This is a genomic window from Paraburkholderia sp. 40, assembly GCF_050434105.1.
Lineage (GTDB): Bacteria > Pseudomonadota > Gammaproteobacteria > Burkholderiales > Burkholderiaceae > Paraburkholderia > Paraburkholderia tuberum.
The window spans coordinates 651,232-662,925 of record NZ_JBNPVY010000003.1 but is presented as its reverse complement, the minus strand read 5'-3'; the positions used below and the strand labels follow the sequence as shown (position 1 = coordinate 662,925).

11 protein-coding genes are annotated in these 11,694 nt (G+C 65.4%); 6 read left to right on the top strand and 5 right to left on the bottom strand.

All coding sequences use genetic code 11. The annotated features are described in order from the left end of the window. Window positions 1-2: 2 nt before the first annotated feature. From ureB to OKW28_RS18420, 6 genes are read left to right on the top strand one after another with little or no spacing between them, the layout of a single operon-like run. Window positions 3-701 carry an urease subunit beta gene (gene ureB / locus OKW28_RS18445; protein WP_429447838.1) on the top strand — a complete coding sequence of 233 codons (699 nt, stop codon included), beginning with the start codon at window positions 3-5 and terminating at the stop codon, window positions 699-701. A gap of 9 nt (window positions 702-710) precedes the next feature. After that, complete coding sequence (gene ureC / locus OKW28_RS18440; protein ID WP_429448788.1) at window positions 711-2,414, top strand: urease subunit alpha; 1,704 nt, start codon at window positions 711-713, stop codon at window positions 2,412-2,414. Window positions 2,415-2,452: 38 nt separating this feature from the next. After that, a complete protein-coding gene (gene ureG, locus OKW28_RS18435) occupies window positions 2,453-3,103 on the top strand; it encodes an urease accessory protein UreG (RefSeq protein ID WP_429447836.1) in 651 nt (216 codons plus the stop codon). Further along, window positions 3,093-3,914: an urease accessory protein UreD gene (locus OKW28_RS18430; protein WP_429447833.1), complete on the top strand. Its 822-nt coding sequence runs from the start codon at window positions 3,093-3,095 to the stop codon at window positions 3,912-3,914. Before ureG ends, OKW28_RS18430 begins: the two co-directional genes overlap by 11 nt. Before the next feature lie 48 nt (window positions 3,915-3,962). Then, a complete protein-coding gene (locus OKW28_RS18425; RefSeq protein ID WP_429447830.1) occupies window positions 3,963-4,793 on the top strand; it encodes a CbbQ/NirQ/NorQ/GpvN family protein in 831 nt (276 codons plus the stop codon). Between the two features lie 3 nt (window positions 4,794-4,796). Beyond that, window positions 4,797-6,536 (top strand): nitric oxide reductase activation protein NorD, encoded by a 1,740-nt coding sequence (locus tag OKW28_RS18420; protein ID WP_429447827.1) that lies wholly within the window; start codon window positions 4,797-4,799, stop codon window positions 6,534-6,536. A 5-nt stretch (window positions 6,537-6,541) separates the two neighbouring features. Here the strand turns inward: OKW28_RS18420 and OKW28_RS18415 are convergent, their stop codons facing one another. From OKW28_RS18415 to OKW28_RS18395, 5 genes are all read right to left on the bottom strand, one after another. Beyond that, window positions 6,542-6,844 carry a hypothetical protein gene (locus OKW28_RS18415; protein WP_429447824.1) on the bottom strand — a complete coding sequence of 101 codons (303 nt, stop codon included), beginning with the start codon at window positions 6,842-6,844 and terminating at the stop codon, window positions 6,542-6,544. Between the two features lie 27 nt (window positions 6,845-6,871). Continuing rightward, window positions 6,872-7,555: a tetratricopeptide repeat protein gene (locus tag OKW28_RS18410; RefSeq protein ID WP_429447822.1), complete on the bottom strand. Its 684-nt coding sequence runs from the start codon at window positions 7,553-7,555 to the stop codon at window positions 6,872-6,874. Then, entirely contained in the window at window positions 7,552-8,481 is a 930-nt protein-coding gene (locus tag OKW28_RS18405; protein WP_429447820.1) for a hypothetical protein, read from the bottom strand. The genes OKW28_RS18410 and OKW28_RS18405 overlap by 4 nt, the downstream gene beginning before the upstream one ends. A gap of 19 nt (window positions 8,482-8,500) precedes the next feature. Beyond that, complete coding sequence (locus OKW28_RS18400; protein WP_429447818.1) at window positions 8,501-10,897, bottom strand: N,N-dimethylformamidase beta subunit family domain-containing protein; 2,397 nt, start codon at window positions 10,895-10,897, stop codon at window positions 8,501-8,503. A 98-nt stretch (window positions 10,898-10,995) separates the two neighbouring features. Next, on the bottom strand, window positions 10,996-11,436 hold the full coding sequence (locus OKW28_RS18395; protein WP_429447816.1) for a hypothetical protein: 441 nt from the start codon (window positions 11,434-11,436) through the stop codon (window positions 10,996-10,998). Window positions 11,437-11,694: the final 258 nt, after the last annotated feature.

Genomic DNA, 11,694 nt, shown 5'->3' with positions numbered 1-11,694 from the left:
GGATGCTACTGACACCCACCGAATACGAGCGCCTCACGCTTTACACTGCCGCGCAGCTCGCGCGTCGCCATCGCGACAAGGGACTCAGGCTGAACCATCCCGAAGCGGTCGCGATCATCGCCGACGAGATTCTGGAGGGCGCGCGCGAAGGGCGCAGCGTCGCGGATCTGATCGCGTACGGCTCGACGCTCCTGACCGAAGACGATGTGCTGCCGGGCGTGGCCGACTTGCTGCCCATGCTGCAGGTGGAAGGCTCGTTTCCCGACGGCACCAAGCTCGTCACCGTGCACCAGCCGATCCGCGCGGGCAACGAGGCGCGTCCCGCCGACGCGCTCGTCCCCGGAGAACTCCTCGCCGTGGATGGCGACATCGAACTGAACGCGGGCCGCGCGAAAGTCGTACTCACTGCGATGAACACCGGCGACCGCCCGATCCAGGTCGGCAGCCACTTTCATTTCTTCGAGGTCAACCGCGCGCTGCGCTTCGATCGCGCGGCCGCGTTCGGCATGCGGCTCGATATCCCGGCGGGCACGGCCGTGCGCTTCGAACCAGGCGACAACAAGGAGGTGACGCTCGTCGCATTCGGCGGCACGCAGAAGATCTTCGGCCTCAATGGACTGACCGACGGCGCTGTCGACGCAACCGGCTTGCGTGAAGCGGCCATCGGTCGCGCCGCTGCGCGCGGCTTCAAGGGAGCCTGAATGGTCACGATGACACGCAAGGCCTACGCCGAGATGTTCGGCCCGACGGTCGGCGATGCGGTGCGCCTGGGCGACACGTCGCTTCTCGCCGAGATCGAGCACGACTACGCGGTGCCCGGCGATGAATGCCTGCACGGCGGCGGCAAGACGCTGCGCGACGGCATGGGACTGAAGGCGGGCCACGACAGCGCGGACGGCGCGCTCGACATGCTGATCTGCAACGCGACCGTGATCGATCCGGTTCTCGGCATCGTCAAGGGCGACATCGGCATCAAGGGCGGGCGCATCGTCGCCATCGGCAAGGCAGGCAATCCGGAAGTCATGGACGGCGTGCATCCGAAGCTCGTGTGCGGCGTCGCGACCACGGTCAAGGATGCAGAGGGCCTGATCGCGACGCCGGGCGGCATCGACGTGCACGTGCATTTCGACTCCGCGCAGCTCTGCGAGCATGCGCTTGCCTCGGGCCTGACCACGCTGATCGGCGGCTCGCTTGGGCCGATTACGGTGGGGATCGATTGCGGCGGCGCGTGGAACGTGGGGCGCATGATGCAGGCTTCCGAACAGTGGCCGCTCAATTTCGGTTTTCTTGGACGCGGGAATTCGAGCAAGCCGGGGTCGCTTGTCGACCAGTTGCGCGGCGGCTGCCTCGGTCTCAAGATCCACGAAGACTGGGGCGCGATGCCGGCCGTGATCGATACGTGCCTCAGCGTCGCGGACGAATACGACTTCCAGGTGCAACTGCATTCGGACACGCTCAACGAATCAGGCTTCCTGGAGGACACCATCGCGGCGATGAAGGACCGCACCATTCACATGTATCACACGGAAGGTGCGGGCGGCGGTCATGCGCCGGACATCATCGCGGTGGCCGGGCGCATGAACTGCCTGCCTTCCTCGACCAACCCGACCAACCCATACACCATCAACACGTTCGACGAACACCTTGACATGATCATGGTGTGCCATCACCTGAATCCGGCGGTGCCCGAGGACGTGGCGTTCGCGGAATCGCGGGTACGCGCGCAGACCATCTCCGCCGAGGACGTGCTGCACGACCTCGGCGCGATCTCGATGCTCGGCTCCGACAGCCAGGGCATGGGCCGGATCAACGAGGTGATCTGCCGCACGTGGCAGCTCGCATCGAAGATGAAGGACCAGCGCGGGCGCCTGCCCGGCGAACGCTCGGCGCGCGGCGACAACGAGCGCATCAAGCGCTATATCGCCAAGTACACGATCAACGCGGCGCGCACCTTCGGCATTGCCGATACGGTCGGTTCGCTCGAGGACGGCAAGCTCGCCGACATCGTGCTGTGGCGGCCCGCTTTCTTCGGCATCAAGCCGGAGGTGGTCGTGAAGGGCGGCTTTATCGCGTGGGGGGCGATGGGCGACTCGGCGGCCTCGCTGATGACCTGCGAGCCGCTCGCGATGCGTCCGCAGTGGGGCGCGTTCGGCCGCGCGCCGGCCTCGCTCGCGGTCAACTTCGTGAATCCGCTCGCGCTCGATGCGGGCGCGGCGGCGAAGCTCGGGCTCGCGCGGCAACTCGTCGGCGCGTGCGGCACCCGCAAGCTCAGCAAGCGCGACATGCTGCACAACGACGCCTGCCCAAATCTCACGGTCAACCCGCAGACCTTCGACGTGATGATCGACGGGCAGGTCATCCGCTGCGACCCGGCGCGCGAAGTGCCGCTGTCGCGACGCTACATCTTGCGCTAATCGCTCGTACTTTCCGGAGACGTTCGGTGCCAGTTGAAATGGAAGCTTTCGATATCCAGCCGGTGTTTCAATCGACGGCGCGAGCGGCGCGGGTCGGTATCGGCGGTCCGGTGGGATCGGGCAAGACGCGGTTGCTCGAGCGGCTGATCCCGCGTTTCGCCGCGCGCGGCATCGAGCTCGCGGTCATCACCAACGATCTCGTCACGCGCGAGGATGCTGAGCGCGTGCGCCGCAGCGGTCTGATCGATCCGGCGCGCGTGCTCGCGGTCGAAACCGGCGCGTGCCCGCATACGGCGATCCGCGAGGATCCCACGCTGAACCTGCAGGCCGCCGACGAACTCGACGAGCGCTTCACAAGCCTGCAACTCGTGCTGATCGAGTCGGGTGGCGACAATCTCGCTTCATCGTTTTCTCTGGATCTGGTGGATTACTGGATCTTTGTGATCGACGTGGCGGCCGGCGACGATATCCCCCGCAAGCGCGGCCTCGGCGTCGTGTCCTGCGATCTGCTCGTCATCAACAAGTTCGATCTGGCGCCTTACGTGGGCGTCGATCTCGAACGGATGGTGAGAGAGGCGCGCGAGGTGCGTGGCCAGCGCGCGGTCGCGCTCACCAACTGTGCGACGGGCGACGGCGTCGATGTTGTAGTCGACGCGATCGTGGAGAACGTGCTCTTCGATGCGCATTGACGCCCTGCCGGCGAGCGCCGGGCTCTGGCAGCCGCAACTCGACCTGTGCTTTTCGCGCGGGCCGTCGGGCGCCACTTATCTGTCGCGGCAGCGCGCGGGGTATCCGTATCATGTGGGCCGCCTGCTCGCACATGGAGCGGATGCGCGAGTGATCGTGCAGTCGTCGTCGGGCGGACTGTTCGAGGACGACGACGTGCATCAGCATGTCGTCGCGACCGAACGGGCGCGTGCTCGTGTGGAGACGGCCGCGGCCACCATCGTCCACTCGATGACACGCGGCTCGGCGAAATCGCGCGTGCATATCGAAGCGCACGCGGGCGCGCAACTCGACTGGCTGCCGCATCCGTCGATTCTCTTTCCCGGCACGCGGCTCGAAAGCAGCATCGACGTCGTCCTGCATCCCGGTGCGCGCATCATGCTGGCGGACTGCTATACGACGCACGACCCCGCAGGCAGCGAGACGCCGTTCGGCGCGCTCGATGCGGCGATCTCGGTGCGCGGCGCACAGGGCCGGTTGCTCGCGCGCGACCGCTTCCGTCTCGACGGGGCATCGGGCCGGCCGTTGGGTGGCGTGAGTTCGCGCTTCGCCGCGCATGGTGGCTTGATGGTGCTGACGCTCAATGCCGAAGAAGGGGCTGCCGCCGCCCATGCGCTCGAACACGCGACCGAAGATGCGTTCTACGCGGGTGCCGGCTTGTTGCCCGGACAGTGCGGCGCGTTTATGCGCGTCCTCGCCACCGACAGTCTTTCGTTGCGAACGACGCTCGCTCGCGCGATCGATGCGGTTCGCGGTGCGTTGTGCAACGGGTGAGCGCTGCGCAGCGTCCAATCATTCAATCGTCCAATACAAGGAGCCCGCATGACGAGGCCGCATCTCGCAACCGCCGCGCTACCGCTCGATCCGTGGCGGCTGCCGAAGGAACCGTGGTATCGGCCGGTGCATCACGAGACCGAGTGGTTCGCGGCGGCCTATCACGCCCGTTTGCCGATCATGCTGAAAGGGCCGACGGGCTGCGGCAAGACCCGGCTGGTCGAGTACATGGCGTGGAAGCTCGGGCGTCCACTCGTCACGATTGCCTGCCATGAGGACATGACGGCGGGCGATCTGGTAGGTCGCTACCTGCTCGACGGCAATGGCACCTATTGGCAGGACGGACCACTTACCCAGGCGGTGCGTCACGGAGCGATCTGCTATCTCGACGAAGTCGTGGAAGCGCGCACGGATACGACGGTTGTGATCCATCCGCTCACCGATTCGCGCCGCATCCTGCCCATCGACAAGTGCGGCGAGGTGATCGCGGCGCATCCCGACTTCGTGCTCGTGATCTCGTTCAATCCGGATTACCAGCACGCGTCGAAGGATCTGAAGCCGTCCACCCGGCAACGCTTCGTCGCGCTTGAAATGACCTGGCCCGACGCGCACGCCGAAGCGGACATCGTCGCGCATGAGACCGGCGTGAGTGCCGAAGTCGCGCAAAAGCTGGTGGCGCTCGGTGCGCGCACGCGCGCGCTCGACGATCCCGCGTTGCCCGAGGGCGCATCGACCCGCATGCTGATCTATGCGGCGACGCTGATTGCCGGGGGCATGGACGAGCAGTCCGCGTGCCGCATCGGCGTGATCCAGCCGCTCGCCGACGACGCGGACCTGTGCGCCGCGCTGATGGCAGTGGTCGCCGGCGTGTTCGGCTAAGCGATGCAGGCGGACCAGGCAGTCACGGGTTCACTGGACGCGGCCGCGCGCGTGCTCGCTTTCTATCTGAAGGCGGCGTGGAGCGTCGCGCCGAAAGTGCAGTCGCTCGCCGCACAGAGGGACGACGGCGAGATGCGGGCGGATCGTCCGCTCGTGACGGAGCCGGTGCTGTTCCTGCCCGACGCGCGGGTCGCATGCGATGAACCCGCCGACGAAGCTCTCTTCTACCTCGCGAGTGCGGCGCATGCGGCCGCGCACCTGACGTGGTCGACGGCGCGCTTCGAGCGGGGCAAGCTGCGGCCGCTGCAGGTCGCGCTGGTGGGGGTGCTCGAGGACGCGCGTGTCGAGCGGCTCGCCGTGCTGCGTTATCCTGGTCTGCGGCAATGGTGGCTGACGTTTCATCGGACCGGCACGCAGGGCGCGAGGACGGCGCCGGCGCTGATCGCAAGGTTGTCGCGCGCATTGCTCGACCCGGACTATGCCGACGACGACGGCTGGGTGACGAAAGGCCGGCGTCTCTTCGACTCAGCGTTCGCCGCGACGCACGGCGCCGATCCGGCCATCTCGCGCGAGCTTGGCAACCTGCTCGGCAACGATCTCGGCCAGATGCGCGTGCAGTTCAACGCGAAGACCTATGCGCAGGAGGCCGCGTATCGCGACGACAATAGCCTCGTCTGGAACGCCGAGCCGACGCCGATCGCCCATGCGCCCGACGACGCTCCTGCCGAGCGCAACGCGACGCTACGGGAGTCGCCGAACCTGCGCGAGCTGCCGCCCGATGCCGCGCAACCGCCTCGCGGGCTCGCGGCAAGTCCGGGCGAAGCGCCGGCGTCGGCCGCACCCGCGGAGCACGACGACGAGACGCCGTCGACCGTTGTCTCCGTGGCGCGGTATCGCGAATGGGATTATGTGATCCGGCGCTATCGGAGTCACTGGTGTCGGGTGGAGTCGCTGCGTTCCGAACCGGGCGACCGGCTTTTGCCCGCGTTCATCGACGAAGCGGTGGAGCGGCGCGTGCGCGCTATTTTTCGCGCGGCGCGGCATCGCGTGGCGGTGGGCAGGACGCGAGCATATGAGGGCGACGTGCTCGACCTGGATGCCTGCATTATGGGCCGGATCGATGCGCGTCGCGGCATGGCTGACGACGTCAAGGGCTTCATTGTGCGGCGCATGCGTTCGGAGAGCGGGCCGCTCGCGGTGCTGCTGGATCTGTCGGCGTCGGCTGCGGGGCGCATGCGCTGCGCGGTTGCGTCGAGCTGCGTGCTGGGCCGAGCGCTCGCGGCGAATGGCCGCCCGTTCGCGATGTACGGCTTTCACTCCGACGGCCGCCAGCGCGTGCGGTTTCACATCTTCAAGGATTTCGCCGACGCGTGGAGCGGCGCTGTCGAGACGAGGCTCATGGCTGTTCGTCCGGGACTGTCGACCCGATTTGGAGCGGCGCTTCGGCATGTCGGCGCGAAGCTCGATCCCGAAGTTCGCAACGGCGCGAGGGCTTCGGTCCTTGTGGTATCGGATGGCGTGCCCTTCGATATCGACAGTTTCGATCCGCGCTATCTGCGCGAGGACATGCGCCGCGCGATCACAGAGCTGACGGCGCAGGGAATTCGTTGTGCCTGCCTCTCGTTCGACGCCGTATCGCTCGACGTCGCCGTTACGATGTTCGGGCGGGAGCGCGTGGCCCTGGTGGCGCAGGAAGATGGTCTCGCGGTCGCGCTGCGACGCATCGCAGCGGTCACGGCATAGCCCGCTCAACCCCGTGCTGGCCGCTTCCTGTACATGAAGACGAAGCGCGCGGGCGTGTCGTCTGCTTGCATTACCGCGCGACTCAATCGGTAGCGCGACGTCATGAAGTCGATCACCGCCGAAGCCGCCGCCGGAGACAGCGCGGGCTTCCACATCCAGATGTCCTCGCGGCGATCCACGGCGCACGCTTCGAAGAGCGCGCGGTCGGGGTCGCTCGCCGCGCCGATCACCCAGTCTTCCATGCGCGCGCCAAACTCCTTGATGTAGCTGAAACACTCGAACTTGATCTGCTGCACGCTGTAGTTCACGGTTTCCTCCGGGGCATCGTGCGTGTTTTATCCTGCGAGCGGCATCAGGCGTGCCGGCGATGCTCCGCTAGCGGTGCGCGAGCGCCACTGCTCGAACAGGTTCGCCCCCGCGCGCTTTTCTTCCGCCGACATGTCGCTCAACACGTTCTCGAGCGCATTGAGCGCGGTGCCGACGCCATGCTGCGCGGCCAGCGAGAGCCACGCGAAGGCCTGCACCCGATCGCGCTCGACGCCGCGTCCCGTTGCATAGCTGAAACCAAGCCGTGCCTGCGACGGGTAATGACCCTGTTCAGCAGCACGGCGATACCACTGCGCGGCGGCCGCATCGTCCTGCCGCATTCCGCGGCCCTTCGCGAAGAGACTGGCGAGGTTCGCCTGCGCGAATGGGTCGCCGTTTCCGGCCGCCTTCGTTATCCAGCGCACGCCCTCGGCCTCGTCGTGCAGCGCTTCGTGAGGCGACAGCAGCATGGCGCCTAGATTCGTCTGCGCTTGCGTATGTCCCTGGCATGCGGCTTTTTCATACCATTCGAACGCGCGCTGCAAATCGGCTTCGACGCCTTCGCCATTCGCATAGAGCGCGGCGAGCCATGCTTGGGCGTTGCTGTCGCCTGCCTCGGCGAGGGTTTCAAAGGAACGAAAGGCGTCGTCGAAACGGCCCTTCGCATATAACTTGACGGCCTCGTCGACGCTTGGCTGTGTCACGGAATTCATGTGGCGTATCCGGTCAGGGGAAGGAGGTTCATGCGCTGTGCGATGCGAGCGGCGAGCGTGGTTTCGAGCCAGCGGACCGAATCGTCAGGCCTGCCGATTGCGGCGCAACGGCGCTCGAGCAGCTCCCGCCATCGCGCGAGCGATTGTGAGCCGTAGACGCTCACACGGCATAACGTGCGCTGCAATGCCATCGGTTGGAGAATGATCACGCACGTGCTTTCGCCTGCAGAGAGCACGATCAGATTCGGAAAACACCACGTGGCATGCACCGGATCGCCGCCGCTTTCGAATGTAGCGCACCCGTCGCGTGCGCCTGCGAGCTTCGCACCTGCCGCGATGCGCTGTCCGACCTGCTTCCAGTTGCCGGACATTTCGAGCCACTCGTTGCCGTGCCGTCCGCTCACGCTCGCAATGGCTGCGGGCGCCGCGCCGGCATCGAACGCGTTGCCCGCCGGGTCGAGATGAACGAACAGCAGCGGCCCGAACGCGGCGACACGCACGCCCAGCAGGCGCTCCGGACGCAGGCCGAGATACTGATACATCTCGGGGCTCGGCGTGCCGGTTTCGGCTTCGCCTAGTGGCGCGCGGTCGCGGCTATGTCCGCAGGACGTGAACGAGCACGACGTCTTCGCGCCTTGCCGGCATTGCAACGGCACTATCCGGCAGCCGCCGTGCTGCGCGAGGTTGAAGCGGCCGGCGAGCCGGCCGTTCGCGAGACGCTGCACGTGCACCGCATGATCGCCGGCGGTGAACGGCAGCAGGTCGCCTGCGTCGGGAATGTCCTCGTCGACGCCGATGCAGATCCACTCGCGGGTCCAGACCGCGTCGTCCTCGATCTGTGCAAACGCGAGCGTACGGTAGGCATCGGCGTTAAGCGAGAATGTCCGGACGGCCGCCTTAACGCGTGACGCGACGATTTCACTCATGGCGTGGTCTCCCCGTGAATCAGCTCGTTGTCACGACAGCGGGCGATTCATAGTCCGCGCGTCCACGGTGTACGACCGCGCTCGGCGGGGCGGCCGGCAGCGGGCCGTCGGCACTGAAGCGATCGAGCACGTTCTTCGTCAGCCGCGAGATGTTGTTGTCGCAATTGTTCCAGGGTAACGAGCCGCAATACGCGATCGAACTGAAGGCGAAACAGCCACCGCCGTTCGGCGTCTCATGGAAGGTGATGTCGGCGCGAACGCGTGGATGGACGGTGCCGTCGAGACCTTGCTGGTTGAAGCCGAAGTCTTCCATCACGAGCAGGTAGGCTTCAGTGTGACGTCCCGCGGAGGTGGCCACGGTCAGAATGTGCGGCGGCGAGCCGAGCATGGTGTCGACGATATCGAGTTCGAGTCCTGCTGCACCGCCGCCGACGAGGCCGAAGTTGCCGAGCTTCTCGTCGTAGTCGATGCCGTCGAAGGCCCAGCCGACGCGTTCGTCGAGACTTTCCGGCGTGCGCGAGAAATAGCTGGAGATATCGAAGCCTTCCGACGACATGCCCGTGCCCGCGACCGAATGCAGGTAGCGACCGCGGTAGCGCCACATGCCGCCAAGTTCGCCGGTGCCCTGATGGTAATACTCGCCCGGATCGGCACGCCACGTGCGGATGCCCGATTCGCAGCGGCGCATTTCGGTGACGATGCCGCGGCCGAGTTCATCGTACGCCGGATGATACGAATGCACCCAGTACCAGCCATCGGCACCCATGTACATGATGCGGCCGCCGCGCTGCGTGTAGTCGTGCAGCGCGTCGAGCTGCGGTCCCGAGTTGTGCTCCGGATGAGAGCCGGTGATGATGACGTTGTAGTCTTCGAGGCGCGCGAGGCCGTCGTAAGTCAGGTCTTCGTCGGTGAAGACATCGTATTCGTAGCCGAGCGTCTCGAGCCAGTACACGAGGTGCAGATCGGCCGGATATTGCCACGGCGCCTGTGCGAGGAAGTGGTCGTACTTCGGGCGAATGCTCAGGATGGGCCGCAGCCGCGACGACAGGCAGATGCCGCTGCCGTCGGTATGCGTGTCGTAGATCGAACCGCCGTACTCGCGATGCTCGGCGAGGAACATGTTCTGCTGCTGCATGATCGGAACCCGATAGACGAAGAGCTCGGCGCCGCCCGCGTTGCACGCGACGTGCTCGTTCGCATACGCCATGTAGCTGATGGTCGGCACCATGACCGCGATTTTCGACTTCTTCGCGCCGAGTTTCGGCACGATCCAGAACGGGATGTAGTCTTCATCGCCTTCGGACGTGGTGAGCTTTGCCGCATAGAAGCGGCTCCTGATGTCCTCCGGCACCTTCCATTCGAAGCTGACATCCCAGCGCGCATTGTCGAGGTCGTCGTCGTGAAAGTGGATCGCGCCGTATTCCTTCTGCGCGTGCTTCCAGTCGAAGTTGCGGCCGGCCCAGTTGTAGCCGGTCATGGCGCGCGTCGGGCAGTTGACGAGCGCTGCGTGAAATTTGTACGGTCCCTGGTCGCGGCATACGAGCGTGTCGATGCCGTCCGAAAAGTCCCATGCCGCCACGATGCATTCGGACAACGGGCCGGTCGGCCCTGAATGGCGGCGCTCGCTCAGACCCGGTTGCACACCGGCCTTCATCGTCTCGATCTCGAAGCGCGAGAGCGCGCGGTTGCACAGGCGCGGGCTATCGATCTTGCCGTTGTAGTGACCGCCGATCAATACACCCTGCGGCACGGACGAGCGCCCGATCGGACCGCTTTCGAGTCCCTTCACGAATCCCGCGATGACAAGCGGAACGTCCGCGTGCCTGATTGGACCGGCGCACTGCGCTTCAACGGGCGGCACGGCCGGGTCGAGCGCATAGGCGATCTGCGGTTCGTGATACAGTACCACGGCGCCGCTCTTCGCATCGAAGGTGGCGGCGAGGAAATGCCACGCATGATCCCGCAGACGCGCGCCGGTGGTGAAGGTCTGGTCGTTGATGCGCAGTTCGGCGCAGCCGTCCTCATTGATGAAGAGGCCGTAGCCCGCGCCGTTCGACCACTTTGTGACGAGGCCCTGCTCGCCATGCTTCCAGTAGCGCGCATCGGTGCGCGGCGTGGTCGGCCAGATCCAGCATTGCAGCGTGAAGCTCTCCACCTGCAGTTGCGGCGCATCTGGCACGTACGCATACGAGCCGCCGTAGACCGCTTGCGGGCGGCCGTCGTAAGTCGCTTCGCAATCGGCCATGACGGCCTTCTCGATGAAGCCTGGTCCGCGCGGGTTGGTGTCGCCGTTGATCATCTGCACGATCGAAGCGCGATATTGCGCCGGCCCGTCACAGTTGACGTAGAACCTGATCGTGTCGCCGGGATAGACGCTGAATTTGTCCGCGTAACCGGTGAGTCGCATTGCACACATGGAGAATCGCTCCTGCTTTCATGCCGCTCGTCGAGCGGCGGTCGTCGTGGTCCCGCGCCGGCTGGGCCGCGCAGGGAAGGGCGTTGTTGCAGACCGGGTCAGGTCACCGGCCAGTTGTCGTCGCGGCGCTTGTAACCCTGCGAATAGTTCTCGGGCATGCCATCGGTTTCCGGCATCTCGTCCAGACGCATCAGGAAGATCGCGTGCTGGATATCCTGCTCGCTGGTGTAGACATCGTCGTTGACGAACACTGGCGGCACGCCGCGAATGCCTGACAGCCGGCCGATGCGCCATTCGGCGTCCACCTTCGTGCAGATCACGACGAGCTTGTTTTTTGGCGACGCGCCGCGCATGCGCAGCAGCACACGGCGCAGGTCATGGTGCTCATGGGTGCCGCCGGTCACGACGGTGGTGTCGCCCGGTGTCTGGCACCTGAGGACCGAAAAGCCCGCCACGCCATGCATGGACTCCGTGCATTCCTTGTGAAGCGCGATCAACTGCTCGCGTTCGGGAGTGCCTTTCTTCGGGATAGGAATCATGAGATCGACCTCATAGAAATATTTAAAGGATAACTAATCTTATTTTCAGAAAACTGGAGCAAGACATGTCGCATGCGCCATGCGTTTTTTCAGCGTCTGCGCGCTTGCTCGGCCGCTGAAATGCAAAAAAGCCCGAATGCCAGAAACACTGGCAAGTCGGGCTTTTTGGCCTTTTGCCGCCCGAGACGTCTTTGTCTCGTTCGGCATCGTTGAGTCAAACTTTGCTGCTGCTTACGCCTGATTGACATCGACGCGCGA

Excerpts from the sequence above, each read along its gene's own strand:
- OKW28_RS18425 (WP_429447830.1), top strand. The coding sequence starts at position 3,963 with ATGACGAGGCCGCATCTCGCAACCGCCGCGCTACCGCTCGATCCGTGG.
- OKW28_RS18430 (WP_429447833.1), top strand. The coding sequence starts at position 3,093 with ATGCGCATTGACGCCCTGCCGGCGAGCGCCGGGCTCTGGCAGCCGCAA.
- OKW28_RS18410 (WP_429447822.1), bottom strand. The coding sequence starts at position 7,555 with ATGAATTCCGTGACACAGCCAAGCGTCGACGAGGCCGTCAAGTTATAT.
- ureG (WP_429447836.1), top strand. The coding sequence starts at position 2,453 with ATGGAAGCTTTCGATATCCAGCCGGTGTTTCAATCGACGGCGCGAGCG.
- ureB (WP_429447838.1), top strand. The coding sequence starts at position 3 with ATGCTACTGACACCCACCGAATACGAGCGCCTCACGCTTTACACTGCC.
- ureC (WP_429448788.1), top strand. The coding sequence starts at position 711 with ATGACACGCAAGGCCTACGCCGAGATGTTCGGCCCGACGGTCGGCGAT.
- OKW28_RS18420 (WP_429447827.1), top strand. The coding sequence starts at position 4,797 with ATGCAGGCGGACCAGGCAGTCACGGGTTCACTGGACGCGGCCGCGCGC.
- OKW28_RS18405 (WP_429447820.1), bottom strand. The coding sequence starts at position 8,481 with ATGAGTGAAATCGTCGCGTCACGCGTTAAGGCGGCCGTCCGGACATTC.
- OKW28_RS18400 (WP_429447818.1), bottom strand. The coding sequence starts at position 10,897 with ATGTGTGCAATGCGACTCACCGGTTACGCGGACAAATTCAGCGTCTAT.
- OKW28_RS18395 (WP_429447816.1), bottom strand. The coding sequence starts at position 11,436 with ATGATTCCTATCCCGAAGAAAGGCACTCCCGAACGCGAGCAGTTGATC.